Source organism: Paracoccus fistulariae, from assembly GCF_028553785.1.
GTDB lineage: Bacteria > Pseudomonadota > Alphaproteobacteria > Rhodobacterales > Rhodobacteraceae > Paracoccus > Paracoccus fistulariae.
Window position 1 is genome coordinate 1,233,936 of record NZ_CP067136.1, and the last position, 19,846, is coordinate 1,253,781.

The 19,846-nt window shown below is 63.5% G+C and carries 21 protein-coding genes and 1 tRNA gene; 11 read left to right on the forward strand and 11 right to left on the reverse strand.

Translation table 11 applies throughout. From position 1 onward, the window contains the following. Positions 1–4: 4 nt before the first annotated feature. Both JHX87_RS06115 and JHX87_RS06120 read right to left on the reverse strand, forming a co-directional pair. Positions 5–403 carry a hypothetical protein gene (locus tag JHX87_RS06115; RefSeq protein ID WP_271883236.1) on the reverse strand — a complete coding sequence of 133 codons (399 nt, stop codon included), beginning with the start codon at positions 401–403 and terminating at the stop codon, positions 5–7. Further along, positions 396–1,013: a DUF5671 domain-containing protein gene (locus JHX87_RS06120; protein WP_271883237.1), complete on the reverse strand. Its 618-nt coding sequence runs from the start codon at positions 1,011–1,013 to the stop codon at positions 396–398. Before JHX87_RS06120 ends, JHX87_RS06115 begins: the two co-directional genes overlap by 8 nt. A gap of 158 nt (positions 1,014–1,171) precedes the next feature. Here JHX87_RS06120 and JHX87_RS06125 point away from each other — a divergent pair. Both JHX87_RS06125 and JHX87_RS06130 read left to right on the forward strand, forming a co-directional pair. Continuing rightward, positions 1,172–1,246 (forward strand) — tRNA-Gly (locus JHX87_RS06125). Between the two features lie 341 nt (positions 1,247–1,587). Further along, positions 1,588–2,169, forward strand: coding sequence for a TetR/AcrR family transcriptional regulator (locus JHX87_RS06130; protein ID WP_271883238.1), 582 nt, complete (start codon positions 1,588–1,590; stop codon positions 2,167–2,169). An 11-nt stretch (positions 2,170–2,180) separates the two neighbouring features. On the opposite strand, the gene JHX87_RS06135 is transcribed toward JHX87_RS06130, so the two are convergent. Beyond that, complete coding sequence (locus JHX87_RS06135) at positions 2,181–4,682, reverse strand: GcvT family protein (RefSeq protein WP_271883239.1); 2,502 nt, start codon at positions 4,680–4,682, stop codon at positions 2,181–2,183. 165 nt (positions 4,683–4,847) lie between these two features. Between JHX87_RS06135 and panC the strand changes: the two genes are divergently transcribed. Together panC and panB are read left to right on the forward strand one after the other, a co-directional pair. Next, the gene (panC, locus tag JHX87_RS06140; RefSeq protein WP_271883240.1) at positions 4,848–5,705 is read left to right on the forward strand and encodes a pantoate--beta-alanine ligase; all 858 of its coding nucleotides are present in this window, start codon (positions 4,848–4,850) and stop codon (positions 5,703–5,705) included. A gap of 8 nt (positions 5,706–5,713) precedes the next feature. Then, on the forward strand, positions 5,714–6,523 hold the full coding sequence (gene panB, locus JHX87_RS06145; protein WP_271883241.1) for a 3-methyl-2-oxobutanoate hydroxymethyltransferase: 810 nt from the start codon (positions 5,714–5,716) through the stop codon (positions 6,521–6,523). Here the strand turns inward: panB and JHX87_RS06150 are convergent. Next, the gene (locus tag JHX87_RS06150; RefSeq protein ID WP_271883242.1) at positions 6,520–7,665 is read right to left on the reverse strand and encodes an MFS transporter; all 1,146 of its coding nucleotides are present in this window, start codon (positions 7,663–7,665) and stop codon (positions 6,520–6,522) included. The genes panB and JHX87_RS06150 overlap by 4 nt on opposite strands. A 5-nt stretch (positions 7,666–7,670) precedes the next feature. Next, complete coding sequence (locus tag JHX87_RS06155; RefSeq protein ID WP_271883243.1) at positions 7,671–8,672, reverse strand: 2-hydroxyacid dehydrogenase; 1,002 nt, start codon at positions 8,670–8,672, stop codon at positions 7,671–7,673. A 199-nt stretch (positions 8,673–8,871) separates the two neighbouring features. On the opposite strand from JHX87_RS06155, the gene JHX87_RS06160 reads away from it, so the two are divergent. Continuing rightward, entirely contained in the window at positions 8,872–9,438 is a 567-nt protein-coding gene (locus tag JHX87_RS06160) for an SH3 domain-containing protein (protein WP_271883244.1), read from the forward strand. 4 nt (positions 9,439–9,442) lie between these two features. Here JHX87_RS06160 and JHX87_RS06165 read toward each other — a convergent pair whose 3' ends face one another. The 5 genes from JHX87_RS06165 to infC all read right to left on the reverse strand — a co-directional run bounded on the left by JHX87_RS06165 (position 9,443) and on the right by infC (position 13,957). Further along, positions 9,443–9,823, reverse strand: a complete 381-nt coding sequence (locus tag JHX87_RS06165; protein WP_271883246.1) for a hypothetical protein — start codon at positions 9,821–9,823, stop codon at positions 9,443–9,445. A 26-nt stretch (positions 9,824–9,849) separates the two neighbouring features. Next, positions 9,850–11,874: a M3 family metallopeptidase gene (locus JHX87_RS06170; RefSeq protein WP_271883248.1), complete on the reverse strand. Its 2,025-nt coding sequence runs from the start codon at positions 11,872–11,874 to the stop codon at positions 9,850–9,852. 27 nt (positions 11,875–11,901) lie between these two features. Further along, entirely contained in the window at positions 11,902–12,936 is a 1,035-nt protein-coding gene (locus JHX87_RS06175; RefSeq protein WP_271883250.1) for a HesA/MoeB/ThiF family protein, read from the reverse strand. Further along, positions 12,936–13,406: a dUTP diphosphatase gene (gene dut / locus JHX87_RS06180; RefSeq protein WP_271883252.1), complete on the reverse strand. Its 471-nt coding sequence runs from the start codon at positions 13,404–13,406 to the stop codon at positions 12,936–12,938. Before dut ends, JHX87_RS06175 begins: the two co-directional genes overlap by 1 nt. 80 nt (positions 13,407–13,486) lie before the next feature. Then, positions 13,487–13,957, reverse strand: a complete 471-nt coding sequence (gene infC, locus JHX87_RS06185; RefSeq protein ID WP_271883254.1) for a translation initiation factor IF-3 — start codon at positions 13,955–13,957, stop codon at positions 13,487–13,489. A 275-nt stretch (positions 13,958–14,232) separates the two neighbouring features. On the opposite strand from infC, the gene JHX87_RS06190 reads away from it, so the two are divergent. The 6 genes from JHX87_RS06190 (at position 14,233) to JHX87_RS06215 (ending at position 19,370) form a co-directional block, all read left to right on the forward strand. Next, a complete protein-coding gene (locus tag JHX87_RS06190; RefSeq protein ID WP_271883255.1) occupies positions 14,233–14,907 on the forward strand; it encodes a hypothetical protein in 675 nt (224 codons plus the stop codon). After that, positions 14,904–15,770 carry a glycosyltransferase family 2 protein gene (locus tag JHX87_RS06195; protein ID WP_271883257.1) on the forward strand — a complete coding sequence of 289 codons (867 nt, stop codon included), beginning with the start codon at positions 14,904–14,906 and terminating at the stop codon, positions 15,768–15,770. The genes JHX87_RS06190 and JHX87_RS06195 overlap by 4 nt, the downstream gene beginning before the upstream one ends. A gap of 124 nt (positions 15,771–15,894) precedes the next feature. After that, positions 15,895–16,404 (forward strand): bifunctional 3-hydroxydecanoyl-ACP dehydratase/trans-2-decenoyl-ACP isomerase, encoded by a 510-nt coding sequence (gene fabA, locus JHX87_RS06200; RefSeq protein WP_271883258.1) that lies wholly within the window; start codon positions 15,895–15,897, stop codon positions 16,402–16,404. 22 nt (positions 16,405–16,426) lie between these two features. Then, positions 16,427–17,656, forward strand: a complete 1,230-nt coding sequence (gene fabB / locus JHX87_RS06205) for a beta-ketoacyl-ACP synthase I (protein WP_271883259.1) — start codon at positions 16,427–16,429, stop codon at positions 17,654–17,656. Between the two features lie 20 nt (positions 17,657–17,676). Then, positions 17,677–18,465: an enoyl-ACP reductase FabI gene (locus tag JHX87_RS06210; RefSeq protein ID WP_271883260.1), complete on the forward strand. Its 789-nt coding sequence runs from the start codon at positions 17,677–17,679 to the stop codon at positions 18,463–18,465. 71 nt (positions 18,466–18,536) lie between these two features. Further along, positions 18,537–19,370, forward strand: a complete 834-nt coding sequence (locus JHX87_RS06215; RefSeq protein WP_271883261.1) for an alpha/beta fold hydrolase — start codon at positions 18,537–18,539, stop codon at positions 19,368–19,370. Here JHX87_RS06215 and JHX87_RS06220 read toward each other — a convergent pair. Next, positions 19,367–19,843 (reverse strand): dihydrofolate reductase, encoded by a 477-nt coding sequence (locus JHX87_RS06220; RefSeq protein ID WP_271883262.1) that lies wholly within the window; start codon positions 19,841–19,843, stop codon positions 19,367–19,369. The genes JHX87_RS06215 and JHX87_RS06220 overlap by 4 nt on opposite strands. Positions 19,844–19,846: the final 3 nt, after the last annotated feature.

Sequence of the window (19,846 nt, forward strand, 5' to 3'; positions counted from 1 at the left end):
CGGATCAGGGCGTCCTTGCCAGTTCAACGATCATGCAGTCACCCTGCCAGCTGTCCAGATCCCGTCGCCGCCAGGGTGCTTCTTCCTGCGTCAGCTCGAAAGAGGCGCAAAGACGCAGGCGATTGTCAGGCATAGGCTGGACCAGATAGGGCTGACCCGTCAGGGGATCGGTCTTCGCGGCCTCACCGGGGCAAAGCACGGCCTGACGCGACAGCACCTCTTCCCGATCCCCTGCAAAGGACGCACAACGGGCGAGGCTGAGCAGATCCTCGTACCGGATGCCATCACGCCGCTCCTTGGCGCCCTGCGCAGGGCCACCGGTGAACGAAAGCCCCACGGCGATGGCCAGCACGCTCAATCCGCCAAGCGCCCAGATGGCCAGATGCGAACGCCCGTCAGACATGATCTTCGTTCCGGTAATATAACAGAATCAGGCCACCCACGGCTGCAACCACCAGCGCCTTCGCCGCAAAGCGGATGCTGAGATCGCCATTCAGCAGGGCAAAGATCAATGCGATCATGTCGCCGATCAGGACCAGCGACGACACCAGCAAGGTGATCGAGGCAAAGCCGGATCTGGCCCGCGATTCGCGACCTGCCCGGTCAGAGTCGCGCCCCTGCCAGCCGCGTCGGTTCAGAAACAGGAACAGCGGCAGGAACACGATCAGCACCGCGATGGGCCAGCGCATCGACGAGGGCGATGCCGGGCGGCCATAGGGATCCTCGATCAGCATATCGATGATCGAGAAGCACAACCAGATCAGATGCCAGCTCAGCATCGACAAGGAAATGAACAGCAGCCCGTAAAAGAACACCTCTTTCACCAGCAGCGTCCGCCCCGGCCGGGGCACAGGGGGCAATCCGCCCTGCCCGTCAAGCCAGCCGTCAAGCGCGTCCGATACCTCTTTCGAGGTCCATCCGGCCTTTTGCAGGGCATCGCCGATAACCTGCCGGTCCTGACCGGCAGCCAGCGCCTGGCGCACGAAATCTCGTAATTCGTCGGTGGAGGACATTGGGCTTCCCTGAAAATTTTGCCGGAAGATCCGCAGATTTCGAAATTCTGTCAATCAGGTAAAAAAATCGCCCGATCACCGATTTTTCCTCTTGCACCCCCCGGCGTGCTCGCCTAAATCACGCCTCACCGAAGGCGGAAACGCCGAAGGAAACGGATGCGGGCGTAGCTCAGGGGTAGAGCATAACCTTGCCAAGGTTAGGGTCGTGAGTTCGAATCTCATCGCCCGCTCCAAACAAAAAAGGCCGGACCTGCGGGTCCGGCCTTTTTTGTTTTCACGCCCTCATCACAGTGATGATATGTCTGAAATGTCTGCTTTTCTTGCGGCCAGGAATACTCTAATTTCACAACTTCAATAACAAGCGGCCACCCAAAAGCTGGCGGCTCTGGCCGGAAAACAAAAACAAAGAAATTATGAAAATCCAGACCAGAGCCTTCAACGGGCCGCCCAGATTTCTACACTGCCAAAACAAGCACGCGTCTTTGAATATGCCAGCGTGCGTAACATTACCTCTGGGCATAAGGACCATCCCTGCTATGCTTGACAATGTCAAGCTAGGGTGTGCAGGCGCAGCATGAACAAAAACCGAGGGCAGAGTCGCGGTTGCGTCCGCGAAAAACTGATACTTGCGGGGATCAAACTGCTGGCAGAACATGACAGCGAAGGCCTGACCCTGCGTCGGATCGCGGCGCTGGTGGGTGTCTCTCATGCCGCACCCGCCCATTATTTCAACGGCTTGCCGGGGCTGCGTTCTGCAATCGCCGAACGCGGCTTCCAGATGCTCAGCAAGACCCTGTCCAACACACAGCTTGTCACCGTCACCAGCGATTTCGACCGGCTGGAGGCGGCCGCCGACGCCTATATAAAATTTTCCGAGGAAAATTCCGCCCTGTTCCGCCTGATGTTCGACGAATTGATCACACCGACGCCAGAGCTCAGCAAAACCGCCATAGAAAGCTATGACGTGCTGAAATCGGTCTGCAGCCCCTTCACCTCATCCGAGAAGGGCGACCAGTTCGAGATCATGGCCTGGTCGGTGATGCATGGCTACACCTCGTTGCAGATGAACCGCCCGCGCGCGCCGACGGCACCTTTCATCGTGCCCAGCCTGTCCAGCATGTTGCGTATGCTGATCAGGGCGAACGCCGTCGCCTGATCAGCAGCCGTTCAGCCATCCTGCCGGATGCGCTGGTTTTGCGGATCGTAGGGGCTGTCCTCGGTCACCTCGGCATCCCACAAATCGCCGAACATGCGGACCTGCAGGCGGGTGCCGGTTTCGGCCAGATCGGGGCGGACATAGCCCATGCCGATCTGCTTGCCAAAGCCCGCCGACCAGCCGCCAGAGGTCAGACGCCCGACCCGTTCGCCATCCTTGAACAGCCCCTCACGACCCCAGGGATCGGCGTCGCCCGGCCCGTCGATCAGCACGGTCACGCATTTGCTGCGGATGCCCTTGTCCAGCATGGCCTGCTTGCCTTTGAAATCCTTCTCCAGATCGACAAAGCGATCCAGACCGGCCTCCAGCGGGGTTGCGTCACGGCCCAGTTCGGTGCCGAAGGCGCGATAGGATTTTTCCTGCCGCAGCCAGTTCTGCGCGCGCGTGCCCACCAGCTTCATGCCCAGCGGTTCGCCCGCTTCCATCAGACGGTCGAACAGGTGGTTCTGCATCTCGATCGGGTGATGCAGTTCCCATCCCAATTCGCCGGTATAGGCCACGCGGATCGCCATGGTCGGCACCATGCCCAACTCGATATTGCGCATCGACAACCAGGGGAAGCGCTTGTTCGACAGGGCGGTTTCGGGCTGCGGATCACGGATCAGCTTTGACAGGATCTCGCGCGAGGCCGGGCCTGCGATGGCAAAGACGCCCCATTGCGTGGTGACATCCTGAATGCTGACGAAATCGCCGCCGCCTGACATGAAATCCTCGGCCGATTTGATCAGGTTGTCGCGGTCATAATCGGCCCATGCCCCGGCCGAGACGAGGTAATAGTCATTCTCGGCCAGTCGCACGATGGTATATTCGGTGCGCGTGGTGCCGGTCACGGTCAGCGCATAGGTCAGGTTGATCCGCCCGACCTTGGGCAGCTTGTTCGTGGTCAGCCAGTCCAGAAACGCCGTCGCGCCCGGCCCTTTGACCATATGCTTGGCAAAGGCGGTGGCGTCGATCAGACCGGCGCTGTTGCGGATCGCCTCGGCCTCGGCCTTGGCATAGTCCCACCAGCCGCCGCGGCGGAAGCTGCGGGCGTTATGGTCGAAATCCTCGGGCGCATCCAGCGGGCCAAAGTAATTCGGACGCTCCCACCCGTTCACGCAGCCGAATTGCGCGCCGCGGGCCTTTTGCCGGTCATAGGCGGGCGAGGTCCGCAGCGGCCGGCAGGCTTCGCGTTCTTCATCCGGGTGATGCAGGATGAAGACATGGGCATAGCATTCCTCATTTTTCTTCACCGCATATTCGGTGGTCATCCATGACCCGTAGCGGCGCGGATCAAGGCTGGCCATGTCGATCTCTGCCTCGCCCTGGGTCATCATCTGGGTCAGGTAATGGCCAACGCCGCCCGCCGCCGTGATCCCGAAGCTGAAGCCCTCGGCCAGCCACATATTGCGCAGACCCGGCGCCGGACCCACAAGCGGGTTGCCATCCGGCGTATAGCAGATCGGACCGTTGAAATCGTCCTTCAGTCCCACCTCTTCCGAGGATGGCAGACGGTGGATCATGGACATGTATTCTTCCTCGATCCGCTCCAGATCCAGCGGGAACAGATCGGCGCGGAAGCCTGCAGGCACCTCATAGGGGAAACGCGCGGGCGCGCCCTCTTCATAGGGGCCAAGGATCCAGCCGCCGCGTTCCTCGCGCACATACCATTTCGCATCGGCATCGCGCAGGACCGGGTGTTCGGGATTGCCCTCGGCCCGCCATTTGGCCAGCATCGGATCGGGTTCGGTGACGATATACTGATGCTCGACCGGGATGGCGGGGATCTTGATGCCCAAGAGCCGCGCGGTGCGCTGCGCATGGTTGCCGGTGGCGGTGACGACATGTTCGGCGTGGATCTCAAACTCCTCGCCCGAGGGGACAAGGTTGCCGCCCTTTTCGACCATCCGTTCGCAGGTGACGATCCATTCGCTGCCGGTCCAGCGATAGCCGTTCACCTGTATCTTGCGCTCGATGGTGGCACCGGCCATGCGCGCGCCCTTGGCCATGGCCTGGGTCACATCGGCGGGGTTGATATAGCCATCGGTCGGATGAAACAGCGCGCCCTTCAGGTCGTCGGTGCGCACCAGCGGCCAGCGATCCTTGATCTGCGCAGGCGTCAGGAATTCATGTTCCACCCCCACCGTCTCGGCCGTGGCGGAATAAAGCATGTATTCGTCCATCCGCGCGTCGGTCTGGGCCATGCGCAGGTTGCCGCAGCGGGTAAAGCCCGCATTCAACCCGGTCTCGGCCTCAAGCGCGGCGTAGAGTTTCACTGAGTAATCATGGATATGGCTGGTCGCATAGCCCATGTTGAACAGCGGCAGCAGACCCGCGGCATGCCAGGTGGATCCGGCGGTCAGTTCATCCCGTTCCACCAGCATGGTTTCCCAACCGGCCTTTGCAAGATGATAGGCGATGCCGCAGCCCACTGCGCCACCGCCGACCACCAGAACCTTCACATGCGACTTCATTCCCGTCTCCCTGGGTGTTTCTTCGTTTGTGCCAGAGGCGGTGACGTTGCGTCCTACAGGGCCGACCATTGGCAGCGAAAAACGACATGCTGCAATGCAGCGCTTGCCCTGTGATCGCTGTGCCCTTAGCCTGCCCCAACCCAGATCAGGGCCGTGGGAGGAAAGATGCAGATCTGCCGCAGCAAGCAATCGATCCGCGATTGCGTGGCCGCCTGGCGCGCCGAGGGGCAGCGCGTGGCGCTGGTCCCCACCATGGGCGCGCTGCATGAGGGGCATCTGACGCTGGTGCGCCGGGCGCGTGACTGGCTGGATGCGCGGGGTGGCGGACGGATCGTCACCTCGATCTTTGTCAATCCGACGCAATTCGACCAGCAGGCCGATCTGGCCGCCTATCCGCGCGACGAAGACACCGATCTGCGCCTGTTGCGACAAGAGGGCTGCGATGCCGTCTTCACGCCGGGGGTCGAGGAGATCTATCGCCCGGGCGCGCAGACCGTGGTCGAGGTGACGGCCCTGTCCCGGATGCTGATGGGCCGGCTGCGGCCCGGCCATTTCCGCGGCATGACCACGATTGTGACCAAACTGTTCAACATCGTCGGCCCCGATGCCGCGACCTTTGGCGAAAAGGATTATCAGCAACTGACCATCGTGCGGCAGATGGTTTCCGATCTGGACATACCGGTCGAGATTCTGGCCATTCCCACCGTCCGCGAAGCTGACGGGCTTGCCATGTCATCGCGAAACCGTCGCCTGCCGCCCGAAGACCGCATCGCCGCCACCGTGATCAGCCGCGCGCTGGACCGGGCGCAGGCGCTGATGGCCGGGGGCACAACCCTGCCCGTCCTGCGGCAAGAGGTCCGGGCGGTGCTGAAATCCGAACCGCGCGCCGATATCCGCTCGGTCGATATTCGCGACGCGGCCGATCTGTCGCGCATCGACAGCCTGTCCCGGCCGGTCGTGATCCTTCTGGCCGTCCGCTTTGGCGAGGTGCTGCTGATCGATCAGCGCGTCCTCAACCCCTGAGAGGTAACATGTCCGCCCAAGCCCCGATCCGCCGTTTCACCGCCCCGCAGATCGCTGCCCGCAAGGGGCAAACCCCGATCGTGGCGCTGACGGCCTATACCGCACCGATGGCCGCCATGGTCGATCAGCATGCCGAGATCATTCTTGTCGGCGACAGTCTGGGCATGGTGGTCCATGGCCTGCCCTCGACCATCGGGGTCACGGTCGAGATGATGATCCTGCACGGTCAGGCGGTCCTGCGCGGCAGCCAGCGCGCCATGATCGTGGTCGATATGCCCTTCCGCAGCTACGAGGAAAGCCCGCAGCAGGCGTTCCGGAATGCCGCGCGTATCATGGCCGAGACGGGCTGCGGCGCGGTCAAGCTGGAAGGCGGCGCCCGCATGGCCCAGACGATCCGCTTTCTGACCGAAAGGGGCATCCCGGTCATGGGCCATATCGGCCTGACCCCGCAGGCCACCAATACCATGGGCGGCTTCAAGACCCAGGGTCGGGACGAGGCGACATGGCCCGCCCATATTCAGGATGCCCGCGCCGTGGAAGAGGCCGGCGCCTTCAGCCTTGTGGTTGAAGGGGTGATGGAGGGGCTGGCCGATCAGATCACGCAGGCCGTCGCAATCCCCACAATCGGCATCGGCGCATCGGCCCGCTGCGACGGGCAGATCCTGGTGCTGGACGACATGCTGGGCCTGTCGGGCCGCGTGCCGCGCTTCGTGCAGAAATTCGGCGACCTGGGACCGCGCGCAGAAGAGGCCATCGCCGATTACGCCGATGCCGTCCGCACGCGAAGGTTTCCCGGCACGGATCAGGTCTATCGCTAGCCGAAATCGGCGGATTTCATCAGACGCGACAGCAGCAGCGGGATCAGCAGCAGCGCGGCCAGCCCGACAAAGATCACCGAGAAGCTGAAATGTTCCGCCAGCCAGCCGATGCTGCCGGGCGCCACGAGGATGCCGGAATAGCCCATCGTCGTGACGACGGACAGCCCGACACCGCTGGCCAGACCCGGCATGTTCCCGGCGGCGGAAAAGGCGATGGGCACCATATTGGCCAGCCCCAGACCGGCAAAGGCGAAGCCTGCGATGGCCATCACCGGCGAAGATGACAGCCCCGCAATCGTCAGGCCGATGATCGCGATCACCGCGCTGACCCGCAATGTGCGGACCGCGCCAAAGCGCTGCCGGATCTCATCCCCCAGAAAGCGCATCACGGCCATCGTCCCGGCACAGGCGGCAAAGCCCCACCCCGCCAGCGACAGCGAGGCGCCGAGTTCGCGTTGAAGATAGACGGCGGCCCAGTCCAGAATCGCGCCCTCGGGGATCATGCAGCACAGCGCGACAAGGCCGATCACATAGGGCAGCGGCGTTCGCGGCAGGCGCAGCGGCGTCGAAGCGCGATCCTCCTGGCTTGGCGCATCGTGCAGCAGGCGCGGAAAGATCAGCGCAAGACCGGCAGCGACCACCAGCGTCAGCAAGACCGAGTGCCCGATCTCACCCAGCAGGGTGATGCCGATGCCGCCAAGCCCCGCCCCGGCCACGCCGCCAAGGCTCCAGAATCCGTGGCAAGAGGACATGATGGCCCGCCGCCGCGCCCGCTCGACCGCGACAGCATTGGCATTCATCGCCACATCCATGCCGCCGATGGTGCCGCCGAACAGCACCACCACGGCGGCCACGCTCCACAGCGTCGGCGCCAGCGACATCAGCAGCATCACCGGCGCCGACAAGATCGCCGCCAGACGCACCGAAAAGCTGGACCCATAGCGCGCCGTCAGCCCGCCAAAGACCGGCATCATCGTGACCGAGCCCAGACCCATGCACAGCACGATCAGGCCCATCGTCGATTCCGAGATCTGCAGGCGCGACATCAGCACCGGGATCTTGGGTGCCCAGCTGCCAATGATCAGCCCGTTCAGAAAGAACAGGCCAGAGACGGCCAGCCGTGCCTGACTTACGCCGCGCATCCTTGTTACAGCATCGAGGGCACGACCAGATCCGGCGGCCGGTGGCCATCGGCGAAGGTCTTGATATTGATGATGACTTTCTCACCCATCTCGGCGCGTCCCTCGACCGTTGCCGATCCCATATGCGGCAGCAGCACCACGTTGGACAGTTCGCGCAGGCGGGGGTTGATCTCATGGCCGTGTTCGAACACATCCAAACCGGCGCCCGCGATCTCTCCGGCGCGCAGCATGCGGGTCAGGGCGTTTTCGTCGATCACCTCACCGCGCGAGGTATTCACGACCACCGCGCTTGGCTTCATCAGCTTCAGCCGTCGCGCATTCAGCAGATGGAAGGTCGAGGGCGTATGCGGCGCGTTCACGCTGATGATATCCATCCGCGCCAGCATCTGATCCAGGCTTTCCCAATAGGTCGCCTGCAATTCTTCCTCGATCTCGGGGCGCAGGCGTTTGCGGTTGTGGTAATGCACCTGCATGCCAAAGACATTGGCGCGCCGCGCCACCGCCTGACCGATCCGGCCCATGCCCAGAATCCCCAGACGGCGCCCGCCGACACGCCCGCCCAGATGCGCGGTCGGCGCCCATCCCTGCCAGCGCCCGGCCTGCATTTCGGCCAGCCCTTCGGGGATGCGGCGCGTCACCGCCAGAATCAGCGCCATCGCCATATCGGCGGTATCTTCGGTCACCACCCCCGGCGTGTTCGACACCAGAACACCGCGCTGGCGGGCGGAATGCACGTCGATATGATCCACCCCTGCCCCGAAATTCGAAATCAGCTTCAGCCGATCGCCGGCCTGCGCCAGCATATTGGCGTCGATCTGATCGGTCACCGTGGGCACCAGCACGTCGCAATTGCGCATCATCTGCACCAGATCTTCGCGGCTCAGGCGGCTGTCATCTTCCCGCAGGGACACGTCGAACAGCTCTTTCATGCGGGTTTCCACCGCTTCCGGAAGGCGGCGGGTCACCGCAACGCGCAGTTTCTGGCGAGAGGGTGGCGGGGTGGGCATAATAACCTCACTTTCTCGAACTCGTGTCGGTGCCGGACTTCCAAAGCCGGTCAGCTTTTGGCAAACTGCCCGCGATGAGGGACGGGCACAAGTCCCCATGCGGACAAAGGGTCAGATCGGTGGCGACACCCCTGCCCGGCAGACGCGGAAGGTCATAAGGGTCGGCCCCGCAGGGTCGATCAGGCAGGACGGTGGAAAAATGAAGATGACAGGGGCGCGGGGGCTCGGCTCGGCAGTTCTTATCGCAATTGCAGGGATCTGTGGCACTGGGGCGGCGCAGGTGGCGCAATCGGCCGATGCCCGGATCACCCGCGTTCAGGACAGCTCGTCCGAGGTAACGCGCGGCCCGGTTACCAACCTGCCCGTTCCCCGCTATGTCAGCCTGAAAGGAAGCGAGGGCAATGCCCGGCGCGGCCCCAGCCTGTCCCACCGCATCGACTGGGTCTTTCGTCACGCCGGAATGCCCCTGCGGGTGACGGCCGAGTTCGGCCATTGGCGGCGGGTCGAGGACAAGGACGGCGCCGGCGGTTGGGTGCATTACGCGCTGCTGTCAGGGGTGCGCACCGCATTGGTGACGGAAGATATGCTGGAACTGCGCAGCCGCCCCGAGGCCGATGGCAATGTCGTGGCCCTGGCCGAGGCCGGCGCCATCGTGCGGCTTGGCGAATGCAAGCCCGATTGGTGCCGGATTTCCGGTGGCGGGCAGCGGGGATGGGTGCCGAAATCGACGATCTGGGGCGTCGATCCGGGCGAGATCCGCGAATAGACGTTTAATCGGGGCAGCGGGCGTAATCCATGGATGCGCCGTTTTCCACGATCTGCACGCCGTCGGGCCGCAGGTTCAGCACGATATCGCGCTTGAACCGCTGCCCTTCACCGATGCACAGCAACGTCCCTTCCGAGGTTTCGACCTGACCGCCCTTCCGGCCAAAGGTGCATTGCGATTCGTAAAAGCGGAAGGTGCCGTCATTGATGCTGAGCCGCGTCTGCGAATTCAGGTTTTCGCATTGATCGCGGTTCCGGTCATAGCTGCCATCCAGCCGCGCCACCGTCGCCCCCGCCTCGACGCCGCTTTGCGCACGCAGACCGGGCACGTAGCCGCCAAGGGAAAATGCCGTCAAAAGCACCGCAAAGCCGAGCCTCTTCATCATCTTCTCCCTGCAGCAAAACGAGACGTTCAGATCAGACCGCGCCCCCGCAATAACGCCTCGACCCCCGGCATGCGTTCCCGGAAGGCGATCCATAATTCATCCGCAGGCTGTGATCCGCCTTTGGACAGGATGGTATCCTCCAACCGGCGCGCGGTTTCGGGATCGAAGATATCGCCGGTTTCCTCGAAAGCGGCGAAGGCATCTGCATCCATCACCTCGGACCACATATAGCTGTAATAGCCGCTGGCATAGCTGTTGCCGCTGAAGACATGGGCGAAATGCGGCGTCGCATGGCGCATCGGGATGGCACCGGGCGCGCCCAGCTCGGCCAGAACCTCGGCCTGTCTGGCCATGGCGTCACGGGCGGGCGCGCCACGATGCAGCGCCAGATCGACCAGCGCGCTTTCCAGATATTCCGTCGTGCTGAACCCGGCATCCGCATTACCAGCCGCCAGCAGCCGGTCGCGCAGATCGGCAGGCAGCGGCGCGCCGGTTTCAAAATGGCGCGCATGGGCATCCAGCACGGCGGGCTGTTCCAGCCAATGTTCGTAAAGCTGACTGGGCAATTCCACGAAATCCTGCGCCACCGAGGTGCCCGCGATCGAGGGCCATGTCACATCCGACAGGATGTGATGCGTCGCGTGACCGAATTCGTGAAACAGCGTATGCGCGTCATCCCAGGACAGGAAGGCCGGGGCGCCGGCCTGCTCTGGCGGGGTGAAGTTGCAGACATTGACGACGATGGGCCGCTGCCCCTTGCCGATCTTGTGCTGCATCTGCAGGGCCGAGCACCACGCGCCCGAGCGTTTGCTGGGCCGGGCAAAGAAATCCCCCAGAAAGATCGCCATCAACTGCCCGTCGCGCGTCACCCGCCAGGCCCGCACATCGGGCGACAACAGGGGCGCCTCGAAAGCCTCGAATTCCAGACGGTACAGCTTATGCGCCACATCGAAGACGGCGCCCAGCATCGCGTCCAGCGTCAGATAGGGCGTGACCTGCGCAGCATCGAAATCATGTTCGCGCTGGCGCAGCCGTTCGGCGTAAAGCCGCCAGTCCCAGGGCTCCAGCGGACCGTTGACGCCATCGTCGCGCAGCATGGCGGTCAGTTTGGCCTCATCCTCGGCCGCGCGTCTGGTTGCCGGACCCCAGACCTGCATCAGCAGGTCCTCGACCGTCTGCGCATCCCCGGCCATTTCCGGTTCCAGCTTATAGGCGGCGAAATCCTGATATCCCAGAAGCTGCGCGCGTTCGTGCCGCAGGGCCAGGATTTCGGTAATCAGCGGCAGGTTATTGGTCGCCGCACCGCCCGCGCCATCGCCCGATCCGCGCGCGGCCCAGGCCTTGAAGGCCGTTTCGCGCAGGCCACGTTCCTGCGAATATTCCAGAAACGGCACGATCAGCGACCGGTTCAGCGTCACGATCTGCCCGGCAAGCCCGCGTTCCTTTGCCGCCGCGCGCATTGCGCGCAACAGCCAGTCGGGCAGACCGGCAAGACGGTCATCGGGGATGGGCAGCACATAGTCACGCTCATCCGTCAGCACATTCTGCGCGAATTCCGTGGTCAGCACCGCCATGCGGGCGCTGATCTGCGCCATGCGCTTGCGCCCCGCTTCGTCCAGCCCCGCGCCTGCGCGCGTCAGGTTGCGCAGCGCAAGTTCGGTGATGCGCCGGTCCTGCGGGGCCAGCTGATCGGCGGTCTGGGCCACAGCCTTGACGCGTGCGTAAAGGCGGGGATCCATCGTGATGCGGCTGCTGTAATCGGCAAGGCGGGGCGCGAAGTCGCGCTGCAATTCCTGACGACGCGGATTCGAATCGACGCCGACCAGATTGTAAAAGACCGACAGGACTCGGTTCAGCCCGTCTTCGGCCAGTTCCATCGCGGCGACCGTATTTTCGAACGAGGCCGGTTCGGGATTGGCGGCAATCGCTTCGATCGCGGCCTCGGCCCCGGCCAGTTCCCGGTCAAAGGCCGGGGCAAAATCGCTATCCTCGATCAGATCGAAACGGGGCAGACCCTGTGGTCCGGTCCAATGCGTCAACTCTGGGTTCATCGCGGCATCCTTTCGGTTGTCCCGAACCTAAGTAGCTTTCGCGACCTCTTCCAGCCCCGATCCGCAGATCGGGCAATCGGCGCGCTGCTGCGTGCCGATCATCCGGCTTTCGCCGTAAAGACCGTCATAGACCAGCATCCGCCCGCGCAGCCCCTGCCCCGCGCCGGTCAGATGCTTGATCGCCTCCAGCGCCATCTGGCTGCCGATCACGCCGGGCAGCGCGCCGACGACACCCGCCTCGGCGCAGGCGGGGACAAGTTCCGGGGCGGGCGGTTCAGAGAACAGGCAGGACAGGCAGGGCCCGCCGCGGGCCGGATCGTAAAGCGTGACCTGCCCTTCCCATTGCGCGATGGCCCCGGCCAGCAAGGGCGTCCCTGCGGCAACGCAAAGCCGGTTGACCAATGCGCGGGTCGCAAAGCTGTCGGTGCCGTCCAGCACCAGATCATGCGCGGCGATCAAATCCTGATCCCCGTCGTCCAGCGGCCGCGTCAGGGCGGTGACGGTGATATGGGGGTTCAGTGCGGCCATGTTATCAGCAGCCGCCCCGGCCTTCAGCAGACCGCGCTGGTCGCTGCGAAACAGAACCTGCCGCTGCAGGTTCGACAGGCTGACCCGGTCGCCATCCATGACGGTGATATGGCCCACCCCCGCCGCTGCCAGATAAAGGCAGATCGGCGCGCCCAGACCGCCCGCACCGACCACAAGCACGCGGGCCTGCCGCAGGCGCATCTGGCCGGGGCCGCCGATCTCTCGCAGGACCAGATGTCTGGCATAGCGGTCGATCTCGGCCGCGGTCATCATCTGTTGATCTTCGGGGGGCGCAGGCGCGGGGGGATCAGCCGGGATCTTGCTGCGCAACCACCTAAGGCCGGATTGATAAGCAAAGACGGCGCCGCCCAGCAGGCCGATGACCAGCCACCCCCGCACGCCCCTTTCGCCCAGGACATAGGCCGGGATCATGGCCAGCCAGACCATCGCCAGCACCAGCCAGGCCCGCAACCGGGACAGACCAAGCGCCCAGCAGCCCAGTGCCGCGCCGATCAGCAGCAGGCCCCCCAGCATCACCCGCGCCCTGTCGAGCCAAAGCCACCCGCGCCGCGCCGGGTATCGCCGATTTCCGCAACCTCATCGAACTGCGCCTGCGGTGCGGGTGCCACAACCATCTGCGCGATCCGTTCGCCATGTGCGATGCGATGTGGCTGATCGCCCAGATTGATCAGGATCACGCCCAGAGGACCGCGATAATCGCAATCAATGGTGCCGGGACTGTTGGCCAGCGTGATCCCGTGCTTCAGCGCCAGACCGGATCGCGGGCGGATCTGAACCTCCCACTCCTCGGGGATCTCCATGGCCAGCCCCGTGGGGATCAGCGCGCGCTGACCGGGGGCCAGCAGGATGCCATCGGCCCGCGCCTCTTGCGGCAGATTGGCGCGGATATCGGCACCGGCCGCGCCGGGCGTCGCGTAAGAGGGCAGATCGACCGTGGCATCGGCATCGGGCAGGCGCATCAAACGGATCCGGGGGTGCGGCATGGGCAGGTCCTTTTCAAAGCAAAGGCCGCGCTGCATCTTGCCAGCGCGGCCCGATCATCTGTCAGATCACGATGCCCGGTTCAGCGGGGCGCGATCATCATCACCATCTGGCGGCCTTCCAGCTTGGGCATGGCCTCGACCTTGCCCGCTTCACCGACATCATCCTTGACGCGGTTCAGAAGTTCCAGCCCCAGATCCTGGTGCGCCATCTCGCGCCCGCGGAAACGCAGGGTCACCTTGACCTTGTCGCCGGCCTCAAGAAATTTCATCACGCTGCGCATCTTGACGTCATAGTCATGGATGTCGGTTCCCGGACGGAACTTGATTTCCTTGACCTCGATCACCTTCTGCTTCTTGCGTGCTTCGGCTTCACGCTTTTGCTGTTCGTATTTGAACTTGCCCAGGTCCATGACCTTGCAGACCGGCGGGGTCGCATTCGGCGAAATTTCGACCAGATCCAGCCCGGCTTCCTGAGCCATCTCCAACCCGACCGAAGGCGGCACGACGCCGACATTTTCCCCGTCGGGGCCGATCAGGCGGATTTCGGACACGCGGATGCGTTCATTGACGCGGGGGCCGGTGTCGCGGGTGGGCGGTGCGTTGTGCGGTCGACGAGCTATGGCGATACTCCTTTAATAGCCATTTCGGAATAGAGGGAAAGTAAGCGTCACGCGCGGGTGATTCAACCGGATTTGATCGGATTTGAGGCCGAATTTGCGGCTTTTGCGGATATCGCGACACAGGGCACGGGGGGCGAATGGCTTTTATGCGGCCCTGCCCTGTGCGATAGACAGACGAACAGGCTTTCAAGAGGGTTTTCTCATCAATGCGTAACGTGATTCCCTTAATCGTTGCTCTTGCCCTTGGGCTTGGCGGCTGGATGTGGTGGCAGAACCGGCAGGCGGCCGCGCCAGAGGTCACCGACCGCGCGCCTTCGGCCGTGCCCGCCGAAACGGAATCACCGGCTGACGCTGAACCCAAGGCCGAACCTGTCACCGACGGCGTCCCGGCGACCGAGGCGGCGGATGCGGCCGCAGATGCGGCTGCCGATGCCGCCGCGATTGCCGCAGATGCCGCCGCAGAAGCCGTCGCCGCATCCGATGAGACCGGCCTTGCCGCCGTCAATGAGGCCGCGACCGAGGCCGAACGCGCCGCCGAACAGGCCATCGACGCCGCGAGCCGCGCGGCCGAGGCCGCCGTCGACGCCAACAGCCCCGACGACGCCGTGCCCGCATCCGAAGCCGCCGCAGATGCCGAACAGGCCGCCGCAGAAGCCAGCCAGGCGACCGAGCAGGCCACCGATGCCGCCGCCACCGCCGCGCAGATCGAAGCGCTGCTGACACCGGAAGGCTTTGATGCGGAACGGGCGAAGGAGCTGATTGCAGGGGCCGCGATCTCTGATCAGCAAAAGGCCACGCTGACGCGCCTGATCGACACGGCAGGCAATAATCCCGAACTGCTGCGCGCCGCGCTTGATCAGGTCAAGGCCATGATGCCGTGACGCCCGTTCCCCTAGAGGAATATCTGCGCAGTCGTCCCCAAGCCCTGCGGCGCGGTCCCCTGGCGATCATTCTGGTCGAAGATCAGGCGGCGCTGCGCGAGACGCTGCGCCACCATGTCGATGCGGGCTTTCACCATGTCTTTGCCCTCTCTCCCGAGCCGATCGCGGTCGAGGAGCAGCTGTCGGACCGCGTCACCAACCTGATCTGGAACACCCGCCAGCCCGACGCCCATACCGGCGCGGTGAATGCCTTTATCCGCAGCGTTCCGGCGGGCACCTGGCTGTATTACTGTTTCAACGCGGAATTCCTGTTCTTCCCCTTCTCTGAAACCCGCACCGTGGGCGAATTGCTGGCCTTTCATGCCGAGGAACGCCGCAGCGCCATGCTGAGCTATGTGGTCGATCTTTACGCGCCCGATCTTTCGACCGCACCGGATGCGGTCAGCATCGATTCGGCCATGTTCGACAGCGCCGGCTATTTCGCGCTGGCCCGTGCGAATGGGCAGGGGCGGCATCTTGAGCGGCAGCTGAATTTCCACGGCGGTCTGCGCTGGCGCTATGAAGAGCACCTGCCAGAGGTGCGGCGCCGGATCGACAGGATCTCGCTGTTTCGCACGACGCCCGATCTGCAGCTTCTGCCCGAGCACCGCTTCAACATCGAGGAATACAACACCTATGCCTGCCCGTGGCATCACAATCTGACGGCGGCCATCGCCTCGTTCCGGGTGGCCAAGGCGCTTGTCTCGAACCCCGGCTCTCGCGATTCGATCCATGGCTTCGTCTGGCGCCACTCTCGGCCCTTCACCTGGCAGGCGCAGCAATTGATGGATCTGGGGCTGATGGAGCCCGGCCAGTGGTTCTGACGGATCCGCACTAACGGCTAGACTTGCACGCGGTTTGCCGTGAATGATAGACGAAACGTCAACTTGAGCATGATCAGACCCACTACCACCGGCCATCGAGGCCGAGACGAAAGGCAAGACCCGCATGGCGATGACGCAAACCAGCTTTGACCGCGACGACCTTCTGGCCTGTGCGCGGGGCGAGCTGTTCGGCCCCGGCAATCCGCAATTGCCCGAACCGCCCATGCTGATGATGGACCGGATTACCGATATTTCGGAAGATCGCGGCGACCATGGCAAGGGCCATGTGATCGCCGAATTCGACATCACGCCAGAGCTTTGGTTCTTCGACTGCCACTTTCCCGGCAACCCGATCATGCCCGGCTGTCTGGGCCTTGACGGCCTGTGGCAGCTGACCGGTTTCAACCTGGGCTGGCGCGGCTGGCAGGGGCGCGGCTATGCGCTTGGCGTGGGTGAGGTGAAGCTGACCGGCATGGTGCGTCCCGACCGAAAGCTGCTGCGCTATCACGTGAATTTCACGAAAGCCGTGCAGACCCGCAGATTGACGATGGGCGTGGCCGATGGTCGCGTCGAGGCGGATGGCGAGATCATCTATCAAGTCAAGGATATGAAGGTCGCCCTGTCGGCCAGCTAACAGAATATTGGAGGAGGCGCCCATGAGACGCGTCGTCATCACCGGCCTTGGTATCGTATCGCCCATCGGCAATAACGCGGACGAGGTCACCGACAGCCTGAAGTCGGGCCGTTCGGGCATCGTTTTCGCGCCGGAATATGCGGAACACGGCTTCCGCAGCCAGATCCACGGCATGCCGCAGATCGTGCTGGAAGATTACATCGACAAGCGCAATCTGCGCTTCATGGGTCCGGGGGCCGCCTATAATTTCATCGCCATGGAACAGGCCATCGCCGATAGCGGTCTGGAAGACAGCGATGTGTCGAACCCGCGCACCGGGCTGATCATGGGATCGGGCGGGCCGTCGACCTCTAACTTCTTCGACGCCCACCAGATCGTCATTGAAAAGGGCAGCCCGAAGCGAATGGGCCCGTTCATGGTGACGCGCTGCATGTCCTCGACCAATTCGGCCTGCCTGGCCACGCCCTTCAAGATCAAGGGCGTCAACTACTCGATCACCTCGGCCTGCTCGACCAGCGCGCATTGCATCGGCAATGGCGTCGAACAGATCCAGATGGGCAAGCAGGATATCGTCTTTGCCGGCGGCGGCGAAGAGCTGGACTGGACCCTGTCCTGCCTCTTCGACGCAATGGGTGCGATGTCGTCGAAATATAACGACACCCCGCAGACCGCATCCCGCCCCTATGATGCGAGCCGCGATGGCTTTGTCATCGCGGGCGGCGGCGGCGTCGTGGTGCTGGAAGAGCTGGAGCACGCGCTGGCGCGCGGGGCCAAAATCTATGCCGAAGTTACAGGCTATGGTGCGACCAGCGACGGCTATGACATGGTTGCGCCCTCTGGCGAAGGCGGCGAGCGTTCGATGCGCGTGGCGCTGGCAACCCTGCCCGAAGGCCGCAAGGTCAGCTATGTCAACGCGCACGGCACCTCGACCCCCGTGGGCGATGTCGGAGAGATCGAGGCCCTGCGCCGCGTCTTTGGCGAGGGGAATACGCCGCCGGTCAGTTCCACCAAGTCGCTGACGGGCCACAGCCTCGGCGCGACCGGCGTTCACGAGGCCATCTATTGTCTGCTGATGTTGCAAAATGACTTCATCACCGCATCCGCCAATGTGCAGGAACTGGACCCCAGACTGAAACCGTCCGAGATTGCGACCAGCCGTGTGGACAATGCCGGACTTGATTCCGTGCTGTCCAACAGCTTCGGCTTCGGGGGGACCAATGCGTCGCTTCTGATGTCGAGATATCAGGACTGATCAAGGCTGGAGAGCAGGATATGGGCGATCTTCTGAAGGGCAAACGTGGCCTTGTGATGGGGGTCGCCAACCATCACTCGATCGCCTGGGGCATCGCCAGGGCGGCCGCCGATCAAGGCGCCGAACTGGCCTTTTCCTATCAAGGCGAGGCCTTTGGAAAACGGGTCGAGCCGCTGGCCGAAACTGTCGGTTCGGATTTCCTGCTGGATGTCGATGTGACCGATGACGCATCGCTGGACCGCGCCTTCGGCGAGATCGAAAGCCGGTGGGGCAGACTGGATTTCGTGATCCACGCCATCGCCTTTTCCAACAAGGACGAGTTGACCGGCCGGTTCATGAATACCAGCCGGGCCAATTTCAAGCATAGCCTTGAAATCTCGTGCTATTCGCTGATCGAAGTCGCGCGGCGGGCGCATCCGTTGATGGCGGAGGGCGGATCGCTGATCACGCTGACCTATGGCGGATCGAACCGGGTGACGCCGTTTTATAACGTGATGGGTGTGGCCAAGGCGGCGCTGGAATCCAGCGTGCGCTATCTGGCCAATGATCTTGGTCCGGATGGCATTCGCGTGAATGCGATCAGCCCGGGGCCGATGAAGACGCTGGCCGGGGCTGCGATCGGCGGGGCGCGCAAGACTTTCCGCCATACCGAGGCCAATGCGCCGCTGCGCGCCAATGCGACGCTGGAGGCGATTGGCGGAACGGCGGTTTATCTGCTGTCGGATTGGGGTGCCTGCACCACCGGCGAGGTGATCATGGTCGATGGCGGCTATCACGTGCTGGGTATGCCTCAGAACGAAAACCTCTAGGGCATGCGTCCTGGGGACTTCGCGTCCCCAGACCCCTGCGGGATATTTTTTCACAAAAGATGGTGGCCGGGATGGGTTTCTTTACGACAAGCGACGGAGCCAGGATCGCCTATCAGGATGACGGCGCGGGACTGCCCGTGCTGTGTCTGGCCGGATTGACGCGGAATATGGCGGATTTCGATTATGTAGCGCCTTACCTGTCGGATATTCGCATGATCCGGATGGATTATCGCGGGCGCGGGCAATCGGATCATACCGGTGCCGAGAGCTATACCGTGCCGCAAGAGGGCAAGGACGCGCTGGAATTGCTGGATCATCTGGGGATCGGGCAGGCAGCGGTTCTGGGCACCTCTCGCGGGGGGCTGATCGGGTTGCTGCTGGCTGCGGTGGCGCGTGATCGCTTGCTGGGGCTGTGTCTGAACGATGTCGGGCCAGAGCTTGAGACTGCGGGGCTGGAGCGGATTTTCGACTATGTCGGGCGCAACCCCTCTGCCAGGACGTATGAAGAATTGGCCGCACGGCTGCCTGCGGCGAGTCCGGGCTTTGCCAATGTGCCCGACGGTCGCTGGCTGGCGGATGCGCGCAAGCATTACGAAGAGGTGGATGGGCGGTTGCAGATCCGCTATGACCCCGCGCTGCGGGAGGCGTTTCTGGCGGCGTTCGAGGGGGATGCGCCGGATCTGTGGCCGCTTTGGGCGGCGACGGCGGGGATGCCGGTTGCGGCGATCCGGGGGGCGAATTCGGATCTGCTGTCCCGCGCATCGTTCCTGAAGATGCAAGAGCAGCGGCCGGACGGGATCTATGCCGAAGTGCCGGATCGCGCGCATATTCCCTGGCTGGATGAGGTCGAATCGGTCGAGGTGATCCGGCTTTGGCTGGAACGGCTGCAGGCCGGATTGGCTTAGCGGCGGATCAGCTCTCGCAATGTGCAGCGCGGGTCGGTGTCGGGGATCGGGACGCGGGTGATCTCGGTCCAGTCGGATTCGTCGAAATCGGGGAAGAAGGCGTCGGCATCGGGGATCTCGATATCGACCTCAGTCAGCATGAGGCGGTCTGCCTTGGGCAAAAGCTCTTGATAGACCGCCTGCCCGCCGATTCCGTAGATCCGGTGATATCCCTGGCTGCGGCAGAAGCCGATGGCGTCACTGGCGGTCGTGAAGACGTGATCGGTCAGGTCGGCCTGTCGCGAGAGGACGATGTTCAGCCGATTTTTCAGCGGCTTGACGGGAAGGCTGTGCCAGGTCCGGCGTCCCATGATCAGTGCACCGCCCAGCGTTTCGCGCTGAAACATCTTCAGATCTGCGGGGATATGCCAGGGGATCCGGTTGGCTTTGCCGATGGCCCCGTTGCGGGCGCGGGCGACGATCAGGGTCAACATGGG

Bases quoted from the DNA above. Each gene is read 5' to 3' on its own strand.
- panB (WP_271883241.1), top strand. From the start codon at position 5,714: ATGTCCGCCCAAGCCCCGATCCGCCGTTTCACCGCCCCGCAGATCGCT.
- JHX87_RS06220 (WP_271883262.1), bottom strand. From the start codon at position 19,843: ATGTTGACCCTGATCGTCGCCCGCGCCCGCAACGGGGCCATCGGCAAA.
- JHX87_RS06165 (WP_271883246.1), bottom strand. From the start codon at position 9,823: ATGATGAAGAGGCTCGGCTTTGCGGTGCTTTTGACGGCATTTTCCCTT.
- panC (WP_271883240.1), top strand. From the start codon at position 4,848: ATGCAGATCTGCCGCAGCAAGCAATCGATCCGCGATTGCGTGGCCGCC.
- JHX87_RS06190 (WP_271883255.1), top strand. From the start codon at position 14,233: ATGCGTAACGTGATTCCCTTAATCGTTGCTCTTGCCCTTGGGCTTGGC.
- JHX87_RS06160 (WP_271883244.1), top strand. From the start codon at position 8,872: ATGAAGATGACAGGGGCGCGGGGGCTCGGCTCGGCAGTTCTTATCGCA.
- fabB (WP_271883259.1), top strand. From the start codon at position 16,427: ATGAGACGCGTCGTCATCACCGGCCTTGGTATCGTATCGCCCATCGGC.
- JHX87_RS06115 (WP_271883236.1), bottom strand. From the start codon at position 403: ATGTCTGACGGGCGTTCGCATCTGGCCATCTGGGCGCTTGGCGGATTG.
- JHX87_RS06120 (WP_271883237.1), bottom strand. From the start codon at position 1,013: ATGTCCTCCACCGACGAATTACGAGATTTCGTGCGCCAGGCGCTGGCT.
- dut (WP_271883252.1), bottom strand. From the start codon at position 13,406: ATGCCGCACCCCCGGATCCGTTTGATGCGCCTGCCCGATGCCGATGCC.
- JHX87_RS06150 (WP_271883242.1), bottom strand. From the start codon at position 7,665: ATGCGCGGCGTAAGTCAGGCACGGCTGGCCGTCTCTGGCCTGTTCTTT.
- fabA (WP_271883258.1), top strand. From the start codon at position 15,895: ATGGCGATGACGCAAACCAGCTTTGACCGCGACGACCTTCTGGCCTGT.
- JHX87_RS06175 (WP_271883250.1), bottom strand. From the start codon at position 12,936: ATGCTGGGGGGCCTGCTGCTGATCGGCGCGGCACTGGGCTGCTGGGCG.
- JHX87_RS06135 (WP_271883239.1), bottom strand. From the start codon at position 4,682: ATGAAGTCGCATGTGAAGGTTCTGGTGGTCGGCGGTGGCGCAGTGGGC.
- JHX87_RS06215 (WP_271883261.1), top strand. From the start codon at position 18,537: ATGGGTTTCTTTACGACAAGCGACGGAGCCAGGATCGCCTATCAGGAT.
- JHX87_RS06130 (WP_271883238.1), top strand. From the start codon at position 1,588: ATGAACAAAAACCGAGGGCAGAGTCGCGGTTGCGTCCGCGAAAAACTG.
- JHX87_RS06170 (WP_271883248.1), bottom strand. From the start codon at position 11,874: ATGAACCCAGAGTTGACGCATTGGACCGGACCACAGGGTCTGCCCCGT.
- JHX87_RS06155 (WP_271883243.1), bottom strand. From the start codon at position 8,672: ATGCCCACCCCGCCACCCTCTCGCCAGAAACTGCGCGTTGCGGTGACC.
- JHX87_RS06210 (WP_271883260.1), top strand. From the start codon at position 17,677: ATGGGCGATCTTCTGAAGGGCAAACGTGGCCTTGTGATGGGGGTCGCC.